The organism is Tatumella sp. JGM94 (genome assembly GCF_018257595.1).
In the GTDB taxonomy this organism is placed as follows: domain Bacteria; phylum Pseudomonadota; class Gammaproteobacteria; order Enterobacterales; family Enterobacteriaceae; genus Tatumella; species Tatumella punctata.
Window position 1 is genome coordinate 119107 of record NZ_JAERJN010000003.1, and the last position, 17581, is coordinate 136687.

Annotated in this window: 18 protein-coding genes and 1 other RNA gene; 12 read left to right on the plus strand and 7 right to left on the minus strand. The window is 52.0% G+C overall.

Annotation, left to right across the window (positions count from 1 at the left end; all coding sequences use genetic code 11):
• Positions 1-63: 63 nt before the first annotated feature.
• Positions 64-810 carry a polyphenol oxidase family protein gene (locus JK216_RS03395; protein WP_212710178.1) on the plus strand — a complete coding sequence of 249 codons (747 nt, stop codon included), beginning with the start codon at positions 64-66 and terminating at the stop codon, positions 808-810.
• Between the two features lie 175 nt (positions 811-985).
• Here JK216_RS03395 and rlmG read toward each other — a convergent pair whose 3' ends face one another.
• On the minus strand, positions 986-2110 hold the full coding sequence (gene rlmG / locus JK216_RS03400; RefSeq protein WP_212711467.1) for a 23S rRNA (guanine(1835)-N(2))-methyltransferase RlmG: 1125 nt from the start codon (positions 2108-2110) through the stop codon (positions 986-988).
• A 125-nt stretch (positions 2111-2235) separates the two neighbouring features.
• The gene (locus JK216_RS03405) at positions 2236-3924 is read right to left on the minus strand and encodes a chloride channel protein (protein WP_343876899.1); all 1689 of its coding nucleotides are present in this window, start codon (positions 3922-3924) and stop codon (positions 2236-2238) included.
• Positions 3925-4265: 341 nt separating this feature from the next.
• Here JK216_RS03405 and JK216_RS03410 point away from each other — a divergent pair, with 341 nt between their 5' ends.
• From JK216_RS03410 to JK216_RS03445, 8 genes are all read left to right on the plus strand, one after another.
• On the plus strand, positions 4266-5228 hold the full coding sequence (locus tag JK216_RS03410; protein ID WP_212707135.1) for a TerC family protein: 963 nt from the start codon (positions 4266-4268) through the stop codon (positions 5226-5228).
• A gap of 245 nt (positions 5229-5473) precedes the next feature.
• Positions 5474-6718 carry a serine/threonine transporter SstT gene (gene sstT, locus JK216_RS03415; RefSeq protein ID WP_212707073.1) on the plus strand — a complete coding sequence of 415 codons (1245 nt, stop codon included), beginning with the start codon at positions 5474-5476 and terminating at the stop codon, positions 6716-6718.
• 387 nt (positions 6719-7105) lie between these two features.
• Positions 7106-7777, plus strand: coding sequence for a DedA family protein (locus tag JK216_RS03420; RefSeq protein ID WP_212707074.1), 672 nt, complete (start codon positions 7106-7108; stop codon positions 7775-7777).
• Entirely contained in the window at positions 7777-8097 is a 321-nt protein-coding gene (gene mzrA / locus JK216_RS03425; RefSeq protein ID WP_212707075.1) for an EnvZ/OmpR regulon moderator MzrA, read from the plus strand. The genes JK216_RS03420 and mzrA overlap by 1 nt, the downstream gene beginning before the upstream one ends.
• Positions 8098-8448: 351 nt before the next feature.
• The gene (locus tag JK216_RS03430; RefSeq protein ID WP_212707076.1) at positions 8449-8754 is read left to right on the plus strand and encodes a YqjD family protein; all 306 of its coding nucleotides are present in this window, start codon (positions 8449-8451) and stop codon (positions 8752-8754) included.
• A gap of 2 nt (positions 8755-8756) precedes the next feature.
• Positions 8757-9152 (plus strand): phage holin family protein, encoded by a 396-nt coding sequence (locus JK216_RS03435; RefSeq protein WP_212707077.1) that lies wholly within the window; start codon positions 8757-8759, stop codon positions 9150-9152.
• Positions 9152-9436 carry a YqjK-like family protein gene (locus tag JK216_RS03440; protein ID WP_212707078.1) on the plus strand — a complete coding sequence of 95 codons (285 nt, stop codon included), beginning with the start codon at positions 9152-9154 and terminating at the stop codon, positions 9434-9436. The genes JK216_RS03435 and JK216_RS03440 overlap by 1 nt, the downstream gene beginning before the upstream one ends.
• A gap of 127 nt (positions 9437-9563) precedes the next feature.
• Entirely contained in the window at positions 9564-10544 is a 981-nt protein-coding gene (locus JK216_RS03445) for a glutathione S-transferase family protein (RefSeq protein WP_212711466.1), read from the plus strand.
• Between the two features lie 35 nt (positions 10545-10579).
• Here the strand turns inward: JK216_RS03445 and JK216_RS03450 are convergent, their stop codons facing one another.
• Complete coding sequence (locus JK216_RS03450; RefSeq protein ID WP_212707080.1) at positions 10580-11494, minus strand: LysR family transcriptional regulator; 915 nt, start codon at positions 11492-11494, stop codon at positions 10580-10582.
• A 106-nt stretch (positions 11495-11600) separates the two neighbouring features.
• On the opposite strand from JK216_RS03450, the gene JK216_RS03455 reads away from it, so the two are divergent.
• Entirely contained in the window at positions 11601-12317 is a 717-nt protein-coding gene (locus JK216_RS03455) for a pirin family protein (RefSeq protein WP_212711465.1), read from the plus strand.
• Between the two features lie 19 nt (positions 12318-12336).
• On the opposite strand, the gene dolP is transcribed toward JK216_RS03455, so the two are convergent.
• The 4 genes from dolP to JK216_RS03475 are packed head-to-tail and all read right to left on the minus strand — an operon-like array spanning position 12337 to position 15991.
• A complete protein-coding gene (dolP, locus tag JK216_RS03460) occupies positions 12337-12909 on the minus strand; it encodes a division/outer membrane stress-associated lipid-binding lipoprotein (RefSeq protein ID WP_212707082.1) in 573 nt (190 codons plus the stop codon).
• A gap of 14 nt (positions 12910-12923) precedes the next feature.
• Positions 12924-13511: a DnaA initiator-associating protein DiaA gene (gene diaA / locus JK216_RS03465; protein ID WP_212707083.1), complete on the minus strand. Its 588-nt coding sequence runs from the start codon at positions 13509-13511 to the stop codon at positions 12924-12926.
• A 15-nt stretch (positions 13512-13526) separates the two neighbouring features.
• A complete protein-coding gene (locus tag JK216_RS03470; RefSeq protein ID WP_212707084.1) occupies positions 13527-13922 on the minus strand; it encodes a YraN family protein in 396 nt (131 codons plus the stop codon).
• Positions 13880-15991: a penicillin-binding protein activator gene (locus tag JK216_RS03475; protein ID WP_212707085.1), complete on the minus strand. Its 2112-nt coding sequence runs from the start codon at positions 15989-15991 to the stop codon at positions 13880-13882. The genes JK216_RS03470 and JK216_RS03475 overlap by 43 nt, the downstream gene beginning before the upstream one ends.
• A gap of 62 nt (positions 15992-16053) precedes the next feature.
• On the opposite strand from JK216_RS03475, the gene rsmI reads away from it, so the two are divergent.
• Positions 16054-16929, plus strand: a complete 876-nt coding sequence (gene rsmI / locus JK216_RS03480) for a 16S rRNA (cytidine(1402)-2'-O)-methyltransferase (RefSeq protein ID WP_212707086.1) — start codon at positions 16054-16056, stop codon at positions 16927-16929.
• A 33-nt stretch (positions 16930-16962) separates the two neighbouring features.
• Positions 16963-17337, plus strand: an RNA gene (gene rnpB, locus JK216_RS03485) — RNase P RNA component class A.
• The last annotated feature ends 244 nt before the right edge of the window (positions 17338-17581 follow it).

The window sequence follows — 17581 nt, forward strand, 5'->3', positions numbered from 1 at the left end:
AACTATCGCAGTATCGTCATCCTGAATGCAACTCCGGAAGCCACTTCGACACAGGAAACAGCAATGTCCCGTTCTGCTGCTGCCGTTACCCGCTCGCCTTTACTTGACTCACTCGGCTGGGTCAGCCACCAGTTTCTGCCGGCAGGTATCCGCCCCCCGGCAGATGCTGCTTACGGGATTCAGCGCCATAGCGCCACCGTACTCTGTGCAGAAGATAATTTCCCGCCACAGCAAGTGGTCTCAGACGGTCTGATCAGTCGTGGCCGGCAGCCGGCAGCCGTATATACCGCAGACTGCTTACCGGTACTGATTGCCTCACCGCAGACCCGTCAGGTAGCGGCAGTGCATGCTGGTCTGAAAGGCACGCTGGCCGGTATACTGCAACAAGCTGTCCGGCGGCTGTGCGATAAAGGGGCCAGTAGCAGCAGCCTGTATATAGCCATCGGTCCGGCAATCGGCCCCTGTTGCTATCAGCTTGGACGGCCGGTGTTAACAGAGATAGAACAATGCTGCGGGTTTTCCGGCCCCTGTTATGACTATCCCGGGGATAACCCGCGGGCCGTCCGGCCCTGTGCCCCGCAAAGCTACCCCGCTGTCTGGCTGGATTTACCGGCACTGGCCAGCCAGATACTGGCCTGCGAAGGTGTCCCGCCGGAACAGATCGATAATCTGCACTGTTGTACTTATTGTATGGCAGAAGACGGTGCCAGTTTCCGGCGAAATACTCACACCGGCGAAGGCTACCAGCTGCGTTTTTCATGGATAGCCAATAATACAGCTCCGCAGGCCGCGGAGACTCAAGGCCAATAGTCTGATTGACGGAGGGTAAACACAGGATAAACATCATTGCGCGGGAGCGGTTGGCCGGTCATCATCCGGCCGGAGGACCGACCGTGTTGGGTCCGGCATTATCTGAGCGCCCTGCACCGCCTGTGGACTTCTGCAGCGATACCCACTGGCGATTCAGGGGCGCGGAAATAACAGCTTAGCGCAGCTTAACAGACCTCAATACCACAAATTTACTGTTGGAAGCCACCAGCTGGCAGTTGCCGAACAGCTTTTTCAGTTTACGCTGATGGTCGAGGTGACGGTTAGCCACTACCCGGAACTCCCCTCCGTGTTGCAGACAACGGAAAGCGTCGCGGAACATTTGCCATGCCACGTGATCTGTCACCGCATTCTGCTGATGAAACGGCGGGTTACAGAGTACAGCCGCATAACTGTCAGCAGAGAATCCGCTCAGAGCATTATTGACCGTGAAATGGCAGCGAGACAAATCTTCAGGCAGATTCTGTTCGATGGTTAACCGGGCAGAAGCTACCGCCATCATTGATTCATCCACAAAATGGATAGCCGCATCAGGGTTATGGGTCAGTGCTGTCAGCCCGATGACTCCGTTACCGCAACCAAGGTCAATAATATCCCCTTCCAGATTACGTGGTAAGTGGCGCATAAAAAAGCGCGCACCAATATCCAGAGACTGGCGGGAGAATACATTGGCATGGTTATGGATAGTGTAAGGGGTCCCCTCCAGCGGCCAGCGCTCAATCAAATCGCGTGCGGTCAGTGTATCAACCGTACGCTGGCTGAAAATTAAACGTGCTTTCTTTTTCGCCAGTGACGTTTTGGTCTCGCCGATGATCCGTTCGAATAATCCGAGGGTTGAGTTATGGATATCTTTAACTTTCGCGCCCCCGATAATCACTGTTTCAGCCGTCAACACCGGACGTAAGGACACCAGCTGGTATTCGAGCAACGCCAGAGTTTTAGGCACCTTAATCAGTACCGCAGCCGGTGTTTCTGTCAGCGCCGTCATGCTGCCGAGAAACGTGACCTGACTCTCATCAAGCTGGTTTTCGGCAAGGTTGATTTGCGTCGCCTGCTGACTGTTCAGAGAATCACTGATATGCCATACCCGGCGTCCTGACTGTAACAGGACGCAGGTCAGCGCACCGAAGTTATCGTTGAATACCGCCACCGGGCCCGGCGGTAATTCCTGCTGTAACAGATATTCATCTGCCGCATCCCAGGCCTGTAAAGCATTATCGTCGCCGGTTCTCGGAAAACGATGCAGGGTAAGTGAAAAATCACTCAGTTCGAATTGGCTCATGATATCTCCGGCACAGGTCTGGGGGTAACGCAGAAAAAGGGCGCAGTATACTGGCTTTACCGGATAAACCCAACCGCAAACACCGTGTTATCGCCACCGTATACCGGCAGCTAGCCTGACCTTTATCAGATAAAAGCGCCAGCTTTACGGATCAGGCTGGTTTTCGTCAGCGCACCAAGAAAGTAACGCTCAGAGTCATCACTCAGCACCGGCAGACGCTCGAGGGTTACCTGTGAGAATGCCTCCCAGCCCTCGCGCAGACTTTTATCCTGACAAATTGTCGGGAAATCGTTATCCATCACAGCCCGGACTGGCGAATCCGTCGTTATTTTCTGGGACAATACGCTGGCGGCAATCTCATGTACCGAAACAACGCCCAGAAAACGTCCGCTTTCGTTAATCACGTAAACATAGCGCTCACGCTTCAGAGAACTGATAGCCAGAGCATCACCGACCGAAGCATCTGGCAATAAAGCGGCCCCCGGAATAATCAGTTCAGCAATGGTGGTGTTATCAAAATCATAACGGGCTTCAGCACGGTTAAAATGGGTAGAGATTAACGGATAAGTCACTGCCGACTGTAACCGGTACGCCACCATCGTCGCCAGTACCGTGGAGATCATCAACGGGAATAGCAAGCTGCTGTTCAGGGTCATTTCCAGTACCATCAGCATCGCCATCAGCGGCGCCTGGCTGATGGCGGCAAGTACCGCGGCCATGCCCATGGCCGCATACAGCCAGCCCTGCTGACTGGCGATGCCCCAGTGTGTGGCCAACAGACTGAACATGGCACCGACTAACGCCCCGATCAGCAAGGAAGGGGTAAACATGCCCCCCACCGCCGAAGATCCCGCTGAACAACAGGTGGCCAGCAGTTTCAGAACCAGTAACATTAATAGCCCCGGAAACAGGTAATGACCACTGAAAATATTGATAATCACTTCATAGCCATTGCCCAGAATATCCGTGGAGCAGATAGCCAGCAGCCCGACAGCGACGCCGCCGGCACCAAGCCGTAATGGCAGACTGCGGATACGGGAAAATTGTTTTTTACTGTAACCCGCAAGAGTAATAAAACCGGCGCCGGTCAGCCCGCACACCAGGCCGATAACAATCACCATCAGGATACTGCTTACACTGACATCAAACCTGACATCTGCCAGCGGGTAGAGCGCAGAGCGATAGCCAAGCAACCACATGGTCATCACCGATGTACCGGAGGCTATCACCAGCGGAATCAGTCGCTGTAATGCCGAAATGCCAAAAGCAACCTCGGCCACAAAAATAGCCGATGCCAGCGGCGCATGATATACGGAGGCCAGTCCGGCAGCCGCAGCCATAGCAACAACATCCCCATTTTTCAGGTAAATACGCACCGGCAGGCAACGGGCTATGATACTGCCGCATAACGCTGATAGCTGTACCATCGGCCCCTCTTTTCCGATGGAAGCACCACTGGCAATACTGGCTATTGAAGAAAAGGCGCGAAATAATGAAGTCCGGGTCGGTACCGCGTCCAGCCTGGCATTGAGAACCGCCAGGTAATCGGTACTGACTCTTTGTTTTTTTTCCAGAGCCACCGCATAGCGCAGGAAAAAACCGGCAACCACCCCGCCAGCGCCGACAATCACCGGCCAGAGAAACCATGGCCAGACATGCATTGCCTGCGTGATATCGTCAGTGGTACCAAACAGTAAGCGGTTCAGCCACTCAATGGTATGGCGAAACCCCAGAGTCACCATCGCACCGGCGCATCCGACGGGTATCGCAATCAGCAACGTTGTCCAGCTAAGGACGAATTTACCTTCCTTCACTACAAATCCTGCACACAGGGGGAGAGGCAGTCATCATAAAACTGTCAGCCTCTGCTGGCAATTAATCGCCTTTCCTGTACAGAGCGCGCGCACCATCATATTTCAAAATATGTCATACCCTGTATTGCATTTATTACCATTCCGTTTCAGGATAGCGGCAGCAAAGGGGAGTAACTTATAAGCCGGATGATCGTCATTACGTTGTGTATACAACCGGTCACCGGGCAACCAGAAAACATTCTGCGTTGTAAGTGAGACCTTGCCGGAAGGTAAGGTTTGCTTGCAGCGAAAAGGCGGCTGATATCTTCTGATCTCAGCCGTTTTTTTGTAAGGGCAGAATGATGCATAGTATAGGTAATCCGTTTCTCTGGAGTTGTTTCACCGTCATCGTCGTTATTATGCTGGTTATCGACCTTCGGCTGCAGGGCAGCCGTGGCAGTGCAGGGATGTCATTTAAACAGGCCGCATGCTGGTCTGTCGTATGGGTACTGGTTTCCCTGCTGTTCAGTGCCGTACTCTGGGGATACTTACGTACGACTGTCAGTCCTGATATTGCCTCTTCTCAAACGCTGGCCTTTATCACTGGTTATCTGCTGGAAAAAGCACTGGCCGTCGATAATGTTTTCGTCTGGCTGATGTTATTCAGTTATTTTTCTATACCGGCCAGCCTCCGGCAGCGGGTGCTGGTATACGGAGTACTGGGTGCGATAGTACTGCGGACCGCCATGATTTTTGCCGGCAGCTGGCTGGTGAATGAATTCAGCTGGATCCTCTGCCTGTTCGGTGCTTTTCTGGTATTCACCGGCATAAAAATGGCCATCCCGGAAAAAAGTGCCGCCGGCAGTTCAGCTGAAAAACCGCTGGTTAGCTGGCTGAGCCGCCATCTGCGGGTTACCGAAACACTGCAGGGAGAACGCTTTTTTGTGCGCAGGCAGGGTGTGCTGCGGGCTACCCCTTTATTGTTAGTGTTGATCATGGTCGAATTAAGTGATGTGATCTTTGCCGTTGACAGTATTCCGGCCATCTTTGCCGTGACAACTGATCCGTTTATCGTTCTGACATCAAATCTGTTTGCCATACTGGGCCTGCGGGCGATGTATTTTATGCTGTCCGGTATTGCCGAGCGATTTTCATTACTCAAATACGGACTGGCTCTGATCTTGTTATTTATCGGCGTAAAAATGCTGCTGATGGAAATCGTTCATATTCCCGTCACCGTATCCCTGACCGTGATAGCCACCATTCTGCTGCTGACGCTGCTACTCAACCATTGGGTCAATTGCCGGACATCACAAAAGCCATAACAGGACAATATCCCGCAGGGGGGCAGCCATTCCCCTGCAAAAATTATAACTTTCGTCGCCATGCGATATATTAATAAAAATAATGACACTATTCGCGTATTTTACGCTACCGGGTATTCAGACACCGTGAATTTGTGCTTTATTCTGCAGATCTTTTACTTATACTTGCGCGGGCAAACGTCATTTATTCCGAATTAACAAACCACGGAAAAATGATAACATCCTGATAACTAAGTAAATATTATATGACTACAAAAAAGAATAGTTTTTTCAACTGGCTGAAGTCCGGTAATCTTATCGGCCAGATTATTGCGGGTCTGTTAGCCGGTATTTTGCTGGCGATGGTCTCTAAAGATGCCGCTAATGCTGTCGGACTGTTAGGAGAGCTCTTCGTTCATGCTCTGAAAGCGGTTGCCCCTGTGCTGGTGCTGGTGCTGGTGGTCTCCTCGATTGCCAGCCATCGTCATGGTCAGCAGTCAAGTCTCCGGCCGATTATCGTTATGTATCTGCTCAGCGTTTTTTGTGCCTCAGTTGTCGCCGTTGTCGCCAGCTACCACTTCCCGCAATTTATTACCTTGTCACATGCTCATCAGGGAGCCATTCCGCCACGGGGCATTTCCGCCATTTTGCATAGCCTGCTGCTCAGTATGGTGGTTAACCCGCTGGATGCACTGCTGAATGCAAATTATATTGGTATCCTGGTGTGGGGAATTGGTCTGGGGCTGGCGTTTCGCCATAGTAGCGATACCACCCGTCTGATGCTCACTGATTTGTCGTCAGCCATTGGCTGGCTGGTACGCAAAGTCATCCGCTGTGCGCCATTAGGTATTTTTGGTCTGGTGGCATCAATTCTTGCCAGCAGCGGATTCTCAGCCCTGTGGAATTACGCCTCGCTACTGTCATTACTGCTCGGCTGTATGCTGATGATGGCGCTGGTAGTTAACCCGGTGCTGGTCTTCTGGAAAATCCGTCGCAACCCTTACCCGCTGGTCTTTTTGTGCCTGCGGGAAAGCGGAGTAACCGCCTTCTTTACCCGCAGTTCGGCGGCAAATATTCCGGTCAATATGGGCATAGCAAAACGCCTCGGCCTGGATGAAGATACCTACTCCGTATCCATTCCCCTCGGCGCAAATATCAGTATGGCAGGTGCATCAATCACCATTACGGTACTGACGCTTGCCGCCGTACATACCCTGAATATTCCGGTCGATTTTCCGACCGCCATTATGCTGAGCCTGGTCGCATCACTCTGTGCCTGCGGAGCTTCCGGCGTGGCAGGAGGGTCGCTGCTGTTGATCCCGGTCGCATGTAATATGTTTGGTATACCGAATGATACAGCAATGCAGGTAGTGGCTGTCGGCTTCCTGATCAGTGTCCTGCAGGATTCCGCCGAAACGGCCCTGAACTCATCGACTGATATATTATTTACGGCCGCCGTCTGCCAGTCTGAAGCACAAAAAAAAATATTACTGGCTGAACACACCAGATAATATCAGACAGCAGTACAATGATCTCTGACGCGGGGAGAACTTACTGTCATTTTCCCCGCGCCAGAGATGATAAAAAAATGCTATTCCCCGTTCCCAGCCTTCCCTGCTGTCACTTCATGGCCGGTGTGCTTTCCGAAAACCTTATTATGTCAGTCCGTGTAAATATCCTTTTGCAACGGTACCTGCCGGGTAAAACTCTGCGTCAGCATCGTGTTAGCTGTATTGTGAAAACTTATTATTTGTTACACTTACTCTTCCTTTTTTACCCTTCAGCAGGGTAATCACAGGTCGCTGATCAGAAGTTTTAAAGACATTCCGGCAGTTTCTGCGGAATGTATTATCTTTAAGGCTTCTTCCGGGAATGTTAATGATGGTCAGGAACACTTAATGGATACCCTACAAGCCTTACTCCACGCTCTGTGGCAGCAGGATTTTGAAACACTCGCCGATCCTTCCCTGGTCTGGGCTATTTACGGCATTTTGTTTATTATTTTGTTTCTGGAAAACGGTTTGTTACCTGCTGCGTTTTTACCCGGAGACAGTCTGCTGATTCTGGTCGGCGTATTGATTGCTAAAGGTACCATGGACTTTCCTCTGACCCTGTTTATCCTCACCACTGCCGCCAGTCTGGGCTGCTGGGTCAGCTACATTCAGGGCCGATGGCTGGGGAACACGCCGCTGGTACAGAAATGGTTAGCTCATTTACCGGCCCAGTACCATCAACGGGCCCATCGTCTTTTCCACCGCCACGGTTTATCGGCGCTACTGGCCGGACGCTTTATTGCTTTTGTCCGCACTCTGTTACCCACCATTGCCGGTATTTCCGGGCTTAAAAGCGCCCGCTTTCAGTTCTTTAACTGGATAAGTGCATTTCTCTGGGTGCTTATTTTGACAGTCGCCGGCTTCGCTTTAGGTAAAACGCCGCTGTTCCGGAAATACGAAGATCAACTGATGTTCTGTCTGATGCTTCTGCCACTGGTATTACTGGTCTTCGGCCTATTCGGCTCCTTATATATTTTGTGGCGTAAACGTACACAACAAGACCGGAATCCCCGGTAATGCATTCACGTAATGTATTTATCCGTTACCGTCTTGCGGCCTTGCTGGCGATCAGCTGCATCCTGGTTATTACCGGCGTTATTCTTACTTCAGATTTTTTGCAGGAAACACCACAGGTCAGGATTGGCGTTACCTATAAAGGTACCAATCTTCCTGATGGCTTTTTTATTTACCAGCAACTGTCAGCCCGCGGGATCATTATAAAAAGTATTACACCGGAACAGGATATGCTGGTCATTCGTCTCGAAAGCGAAGACCAGCGTCTTGAGGCACAAAAACTCCTCAGGCAGATACTTTCTGATGCCTACACCAGTGTATGAACGGCCGATCCGGCAACAGATGATTCCGGATCGGCTATTTCATCACCCCCACAACTTTGAACTTTCCAGCGGCTGTATCTATACTCAGATAATCAGATAAAAACAGCCAGATAACTGTCTGTATGCAGGCATTCAGCGCTACTGTCACGGGTGAGGGTAGCACTGAGAAAAACAGTGATGCTGTTATTCCGGGAGTCTGCTGAGACTGGCAATCCCGGACGCAGAATAACACCAAACACACAAAAAAAGGTTCAAGGCGACTGGTATTATCGGTTCACAGTGAACAAGGTTACTGAGTCTGTTTTCCCCGCATCTGCGGATTTAACTACTATCTTTCAGAAGGAGTTTCAAATGGCTAATATTCCATCGTCCGAGGATCTGCGTGCTGAACTGGCAACTCTGGCTGATACCCTGGAGGAAGTCCTGAGTGGTGCCAGCGATAAATCAAAAGTTGAAATTGAAAAGCTGCATAAAAAAGCCCGCGCCGCACTCCACAATACCCGTGAAAGCCTCGGTGAGTCCGGACAACATATTGCCAAAACAACCCGCGAGGCGGCACACAAAGCCGATAATTACGTCCACGAAAAACCGTGGCACGGCGTGGGTATCGGTGCTGCTATCGGGGTAGTGTTCGGCATTCTGATTTCACGCCGTTAATTATGGCTACTCACTCGCAGAACGAAGGACCGGCAAAAAGCATTATTACTATCGGTCAGCGAATGGTGACAACCCTTGCCAGTATTGTGGAAACCAGGGTTCGTCTGGCAATTGTCGAGTTAGAGGAGGAAAAAGCTAACCTGATCCAAATGCTGCTGATGGTCGGTTTAACTATGCTTTTTACGGCATTTGGACTGATGAGTCTGATGATCCTCATCATCGTCGCAGTAGGTGCAGAATACCGGCTGATGGCTATCGGTATTACCACCGGGGTACTGTTTGCCCTGGCGCTGATTTTCGGGATCCGGGTATTAGTTAAATCCCGGCAATCAACGTTGTTACGCCATACCCGTAAAGAACTTTCAACTGATCGGGAGCTGCTGGAGGACAGACAGTAATGAGCCGCCGTGATATTGAACGTCGCAGAGACGAATTGCTGGCAGTGATTCAGCAACAACGACTGGACCTTCAGGCCTGTCAACGTGACTGGTGCCAGGCAACCCGCCGCTATGATCAGCTGTGGGTCAGGCTAACGGGCCTGCGTCGTTATATTGCCATTGGCGGCGGGCTGGCTACCCTCTGGTCTTTACGACATCCCGGCTTTGTTGCCCGCTGGGCTAAACGCGGCTTCGGTTTATGGAGCAGCTGGCGAATGATACGTAACAACCTGCCGGGTAAATGATAGCCTGTTTCTCAGCCAGCCTCAGGGCTGGCTGAGCCTTTCACCGGCAACGGTGCGTTATTTATCTCTTTTCTCTCGCAGTTTCCCGCGACACAATAACAGTCTGTTTTACTCTCCGGAGAACATAATGGGAATGCTTACTCAGGGCCAATGGCAGGATGTCTGGTACGACACCAAAGCCAGCGGAGGTAACTTTGTTCGTTCACAATCTCAGTGGCGTCACTGGATCACCCCGCAGGGCGAACCCGGCCCGAGCGGTGACGGCGGATTTCCAGCCGCGAAAAATCGTTACCACCTGTATGTCTCTCTGGCCTGCCCGTGGGCACACCGCACACTGGTTATGCGTCAGCTTAAAGCACTGACGCAGGTTATTTCAGTTTCCGCCGTACATCCTCTGATGCTGGAAAATGGCTGGACCTTCGACCGCAACTTTCCCCATGCAGACGGCGATCCGTTATACGGACTGGAATATTTGTACCAGCTGTACCTGAAAGCTGACCCGCAAGCCACTACCCGAGTGACCGTGCCGGTACTCTGGGATAAATATCGCCAGACCATTGTCAGTAATGAATCTGCCGATATTATGCGAATGCTGAATTCTGCATTCACCGCCTGCGGGGCCCGTGACACGGACTATTATCCGCTATCGCAGCAGAAGCAGATTGATCAGTTAAATGACTGGATTTATTCGCAAATTAATAATGGCGTATACCGTGCCGGGTTTGCCACCACACAGCAGGCCTACGATAATGCAGTCAGTGCTGTATTCGACGGACTGGAGCGTGCTGAGGCAATCCTCGCTGAACGCCGCTACCTGACCGGTAACCAGCTCAGCGAAGCAGACATTCGTCTGTGGACGACACTGATACGGTTTGATGATGTTTATGTCACCCATTTCAAATGTAACCGGAAACGCATCAGTGACTACCCGAACCTCTATGGCTTTCTGCGGGATATTTACCAGCTGCCGGGCATTGCCGACACGGTTAATCTGCCCCATATCTGCCATCATTACTACGCCAGCCACCGGCAGATAAATCCCTCCGGGATCATCCCCGTCGGGCCGGATCATAACTGGTGGTCAGCCCACCATCGGGTTAACCGCTGATCAGGGTTCCCGGCCACAGGCTGTCTGTGGCCGGACTACCATAATGAAGGGGTCTGATATTTTGCCAGCAGCCGCGGGATTTCACGCAATGCCCACGCCTTCGCTTCTCCCATACTGTCACGCCGCCAGGCCATAATAATATTGATCTCATTCCGGTATTCCGGGCTGACCACTTTTAACCGCCCTTCTGCCACATCTTTTTCTATCCATGGCCAGGGCATAGTCGCTACCCCTAGTCCTGCCAGCAATGCTTTACGTTTATCTTCTAATGAACTGACAGTCAGGCGCTGCTGTTTATCCAGTAACTGTACGGTAATGACAGGCCGTTCACGGGCAGTATCCGCTACCGCGATCCCGCGGTATTTTACCCGCGTCACTTCCGAAAGGGGCTCCGGTTCCTGATGAATCGGATGATCAGGACTGGCTACATAGACGCCTGTCATACTGTATAACTTACGGGTATTAATTTCGCTGGAGGTCCGGAAATGCATGGCCGGAGCAATAACAATATCGGCTCTCCCCTGATCCAGCCTTTCCCAGGATCCGGCCAGTACCTCTGTCAGAAGCGAGACCCGGGTATTAGCCTTCTCTGCCAGCCGGTCAACCAGCGGAAACAGATGCTCACAGGGTACCAGTGCTTCGGTAACAATCGTCAGATGAGTTTCCCAGCCACGAGCCAGAGCTTCTGCATCGGTAGTGAGTTTTTCGGCGGCTTCCAGCAGGGCCCGGCCCCGTTCGAGTAACAGTCTGCCGACATTGGTAAATTTGGTGCGATGGCCGGAACGATCAAACAGCACGACATCCAGTTCTTCTTCAAGCTTTTGCATGGTGTAACTGAGAGCCGACGGAACACGGCCCAGTTCATCAGCGGCCGCCGCAAAACTGCCACGACGGTCAATCGCATCCATAACCCGCAGCGCTTCCAGTGTCAGTGCCCGTTCTCTTACCATCAGATTCTCTTTCAGTAAATTTGAATATAGCAGGCAGATTAACTGGCTAACATTCAGCCGTCCAGCCCTTTAAGATAAAAGCACACCATGATTTACAGGAAGAAATATGTTAACTCTCCGGTCAGCAAAAAAATGCGGCACTGCCGATTATGGCTGGCTGAAAGCCAGATACAGTTTCTCCTTCGGCCATTACTTTGACCCGGCGCTGATGGGATTCAGCTACCTGCAGGTACTCAACCAGGAGAGCCTGGCGCCGGGAAGCTCTTTCCAGCCACGCAGCTTTCCGAAAATTGATGTGCTGAATATTATTCTGCAGGGAGAGGCCGAATACCGCAGCAGCGACGGACAAATATCACGGGCCGGGGCAGGAGATGCACTGTTACTTTCTGCCAACGACAACAGTATTTATCAGGAATCTAATCCCTGTCAGCAGCATGCTTTACTCCGCCTGCAACTGTGGCTGAATGCCTGCCCGCAACAAACCGCTCCGCCAGTACAACATCGCTCTCTGGCTTCAGATAAACAGTGGGTTCTGATTGCCTCACCGGAAGGCAGTGATGGCAGCCTGCAACTGCGGCAGAACATCTGGGTACACCAGTTGAATTACCGCCAGGGAGAAAGCCTGCCATTCCGCTTGCAGGGTACCCATTGCTATCTGCAATCCGTATCCGGTGAATTATCACTGCAAGGCAGTCAGCAATCGTTATCCATGGCCTGCGGAGACGGGGCCTTGATCAATGATGAGTCAGAAATTTATATCTCCGCCGTGAGTGACGGAAAATTACTGATTATTGATTGTCTGGAAGAAGCTCAGGCAGCCTGACAGACTGCCTGAGAACCCCTTATTTCAGCAGAGTGAAGGCTGTAGTGACATGTTTAACACCGCTCACACGGCTGGCTATATCTGCAGCAGCCTGCCCCTCTTCAGCAGTGACTAATCCCATCAGGAAAACTTCTCCCTGTTCTGTGGTGACTTTTACATTTGAAGATTTCACTTTATCGCTTCCCAGTAACCGGGAACGAATTTTGGTGGTGATCCAGGTATCTTCCGAAGAAGTTCCGAGAGAGGCATTCGGCCCGATACGAATTTCGTTATACACTTCCGATGCACCGTCCACGCCGGCAGTAATCTGTTTCGCTTTGTCTGCCAGCGCCTGTGACGGAGCTTCGCCGGTCAGTAATACTTTGCCCTGATAGGCCATGGCATTAATGTGGGTGTCTGATTTTATCTGTTTATCATTTGACAATGCATTGGCAACGCGGAGTTCTAAGGTGCCGTCATCAACCTGAGTACCCACTGTCCGTGGATCTGTTGCTGATTTAGTCGCTACCGCAGCGCTGCCTATGACGACTGCCGCACAGCCCTGTAACATCAGGGCCGGGATAAAAATCGCGAATACCGGAAGTATTTTCATTAATGCTCCTTCAGTCATTCCTGATGGGGAAATAATGTGTAATCAATAAGTTCACACAGACAGTTCACCGTCAGCATATGCATTTCCTGGATCCTTGCACTACGGTGCGAAGGAATGCGTATTTCAACGTCATGGGGGCCAAGCAATCCGGCCAGTTCTCCCCCGTCATATCCGGTCAGGGCGACGATGGTCATATCGCGGGTCACCGCAGCTTCGACAGCTCTCACAATATCCCGGCTGTTGCCACGGGTCGATATTGCAAGCAGCACATCTCCTGCCTGCCCGAGTGCTCTGACTTGTTTGGCATAAATTTCATCATGCTGTCGATCATTACCGATCGCGGTCAGCATAATATTATCTGCACTTAATGAGACTGCGGGTAAGCTGGGTCGTTCATTTTCAAAGTGATTTATCATCGTAGCGGTAAAATGCTGAGCATTGGCGGCGGATGCGCCATTGCCACAACTCAGAATTTTATGGCCATTGAGCAACGACTGAACCAGCGTCATCGCTGCACGGGAGATTGCATCCGGCAACGCTTCGGCGGCAGCTATCTGCGTCTGGATACTTTCGGTAAAACAAGCTTTAATTCTTTCCTGCACAAGACCACCTGGTGATTACATATCGGTATCAAACGCGTTTTTTAACCATTGCAGTTCCTTTCCGGTCACCGCAATAATATCAAAGCGACAGTCCGTGGTAGCAAAACTTTGCTGCCTGCCGGCCAGCCATAGGGCGGCAGCTTTCCGTAACCGCTGCCGCTTCTGCCGGGTGATGCTGGCCAGTGCCCCGCCGAAGCGATCATTGCTTCTGAAACGCACTTCTGTGAACACCCATATCATGCCATCGCGCATGATAAGGTCTATTTCGCCACAGGGATAGCGAACATTACTGGCCACCCATTTCAGCCCGGCACGTTGCAGAAAGCGACGCGCACGCCGCTCATACAACTGTCCGTTAATAATACGGTTTAATGTACCGGTATAATTTGCCCCTGAGAATATTGGTTCCATGATAACGTCCTGTTAATCACGCAATTCTGACCGGCATTCAGCATACCTGTATCTCCGCTGATCTGGTAACCGGGTTGCTGGCGGAGCTGACTGAAGTGATTCGCCAGAGTCCAGGCATCGATCCCCATTGCGTACAAACGTGCCAGCGAATAATCATTACTGAAGTTTTTCACTGTCTGTTGCATCAGCGCCGGATTAGCCCCGGACAGTAACGGAATATCACTGAACTGAAGGCCATCCATTTCCAGACGGAAATCCGGACCAGAGCCTGCCTGCGAGCTGAGTGAGCTGGCGTACAAGGCGATATTGCTACGGCTTCCGGTGCGCATAGTGATCATCGGTTTAATCAGCGCCAGTTCGCTTTGGCTGGCGACAATGTAAACAGAATCAATATTGCCCGGCGCAGCGTTATCTGCCACAGGTGCCGGTTGTTCAGGGGCAGCAAAGGTCAGTCCGGCAACCGAAACCGAAGAGGATGCCGGTGCTGAATTATTTTGTACCACAACCGGTGTACCGGTCATTGCGATACCGGAATTACTGTTAATCCGTTGTTTAAGATCAGCGACTGAACCAAACGTCTGCTGTTCGACCACTGAGCCCCCCAGTTTTTGCCACTCAAGCGCAAAAGCATTTGCCACACGGTTGCCAAAGTTATTCGCCGGAATAAGCAACAGGGGCATACGTTTGTTTTGCTGCCAGATATGACGGGCCGCATCGCGGGCTTCATTTTCCGGCGACAGGGCGAAATAACACATATTGGGGTGGTTCTGTAAGCTGCCGGGTTCATTCAGCGCCAGGATATTCAGCGGCGTGGACAGGGAAGCAACTTTGCTGACATCGTCCTTCAGTAAGGGACCGACGACCAGGGTCGCACCATCACTCTGTGCCTGCTTAATCAGCTGTTCGACCGGCTGTGTGTTCGTATCATACACTTTCACCAGCGTAGTGCTGTTGGCCGGTGCTGTCGCGGGTATCGTCGGCGCTGAGGAGGCTGCCGCCGTTACAGCGGCTGACGCAGGCGGCGTCGCTGCCGGAATCGTTGCCGCCGACGGGCTGACAACAGCATCAGTGTTTGCCGGTGATGTGGCACTGATCGGTGCATTAGCACTGCCGGTGACCGTGCTGGCCGCCGGAGCAGTTGCCCCTGTCACAGCCGCTGCCGCAGGCGTCGAGGATGGTACAACCGCTGAGGCAGTTACCTGACTGATTACACCATTACGCGCATCATCAAACCCTTTTTCTATCGCCTGTGAAAACACAGCCGCAGGGCCACTTAACGGCAGCAGTAATGCAATTGTATTGGTCGATGCAGGCGTCATATTCATGCTCTGCAGCAGACCCGCAGGCAATTGTTTTGCTGCCGGGTTATCCGGGTAACGGGTTTGCCAGTCTTTCACCCCGGATTTCAGCGCATTCAGATCACCGTTACTGCGGTAATAGACTCCCAGCAGATCCAGCCAGCCTTGCAGAATATTTTCATTGGCATTAATGATAAAGTTGCTGGCTTGCTGCTGAGGTATTTTGCGTAACGACAGCCAGGTATTATCAATATTTTGCTGTTGAGCATCACCCTTCAGCAAGGGCTGTAAGGCAATATAAGCGCGCAGAGTGTCCAGGCTCGGCTGATCGCGGCTCGCGGCAATGGTGGTCGCGTAATAACGGGTCTTTTGATCGGCCGATAACCCGGCGACATTCACCCCTTTCAGCAGCTGCAGCGCCGCTACCGAATGATTAGCCGATACCGCATACTGTGCTTTCAGTAAATCCAGCTCCTGCTGCCGGGTTGCAGAGACCTGTTGCGGTAATAATTGCAGCTGTTTACCGGCGGCAGAATATTTTCCTTCTGTCATTAACGCGCGGATTGCGAGTAATTGCCAGTCGGTCTTGCTATCATCACTGCTCTGCTGCATCTGTTGCAGGTAATAAGCAGAGGTACCTGTTGCCGGCCCCCCGACATTCACCGCAGGTGCCTGCGGCCCCTGAGAAGAACAGGCGGCCAGAATAAGCCCGGCAAGAACAACAGGAACAAAACGCCCTGCTTTACGACGATTCACATTTGAAAGAAGCATACGGTATCCGGTTATGTTTTTTTCAGAACGCCTAATATTAAATCGGCAATTCGGATGAAACAATGAAACAAAACGATCAGACAGATATTTCTGCGGGTACACTGTATATCGTCCCGACCCCCATAGGTAACCTGGGCGATATTACACAGCGTGCGCTGACTGTCCTGTCAAACGCAGACTTGATTGCCGCAGAAGATACACGCCACACTGGCATGTTACTACAACATTTCGCAATCAACGCGCGCCTGTTCGCACTCCACGATCACAATGAACAGCAAAAAGCCGATTATCTGATAACACGATTACAGGCAGGTCAAAGTATAGCGCTGGTTTCTGATGCAGGTACCCCGCTGATTAACGACCCTGGTTATCATCTGGTCACTAAATGCCGTGATGCCGGGGTAAACGTCGTGCCTCTGCCCGGCGCCTGTGCCGCGATAACAGCATTAAGTGCCTCAGGGTTACCGTCCGATCGATTCTGTTACGAAGGGTTTCTGCCGGCCAAAACCAAAGGCCGTTGCGACACGCTTCGGGCGCTGACGACCGAACCACGGACGCTTATTTTTTATGAATCCACCCACCGTTTGCTCGATTGCCTGCAGGATATGGTGCAGGAATGGGGGACTGAACGTTATGTAGTACTGGCGCGTGAAATTACCAAGACCTGGGAAAGTATTTATGGTGCCCCGGTCGGCGAATTACTTCGCTGGGTAAAAGAAGACGAGAACCGCCGTAAAGGTGAGATGGTACTGATTGTTGAAGGGTATCATGCTGATGCAGAAGCTCTGCCTCCGGAGGCTCTGCGGACTCTCGGCCTGTTACAACGCGAGTTACCACTGAAAAAAGCAGCAGCACTGACAGCAGAAATCCACGGGGTGAAGAAAAATGCACTCTACCGTTACGCCTTAGATCAACAAGAAGATCAGCAAGACGCGTGACAAATGGCCGCGAATGCCCTATTATCCGCGGCCGAAGCTGACCAGACAGTCGCCGCTTCGTCGTTGTCCCTTCGGGGAGACGGACGGAGGGGAGGAAAGTCCGGGCTCCACAGGGCAGGGTGCCAGGTAACGCCTGGGAGGCGCAAGCCTACGACCAGTGCAACAGAGAGCAAACCGCCGATGGCCCGTTTACGGGATCAGGTAAGGGTGAAAGGGTGCGGTAAGAGCGCACCGCGCGGCTGGCAACAGTCCGTGGCACGGTAAACTCCACCCGGAGCAAGGCCAAATAGGGGTTCACATGGTACGGCCCGTACTGAACCCGGGTAGGCTGCTTGAGCCAGTGAGCGATTGCTGGCCTAGACGAATGACTGTCCACGACAGAACCCGGCTTACCGGTCAGCTTCAACTTTTTATGGAAAAACCCGCTGCGGCGGGTTTTTGCTTTTCTGCTTCCGGGAAAGTCTTCTGCGGCCTGCGGTGTCGCGGACGTGTCCACGACGCTATTCACCCACAGGAACGCGGCTTACCGGCCAGCTTCCGCTGCTTATGGAAAACCCGCTGCGGCGGGTTTTTGCTTTTCTGCTTCCGGGAAAGTCTTCTGCGGCCTGCGGTGTCGCGGACGTGTCCACGACGCTATTCACCCACAGGAACG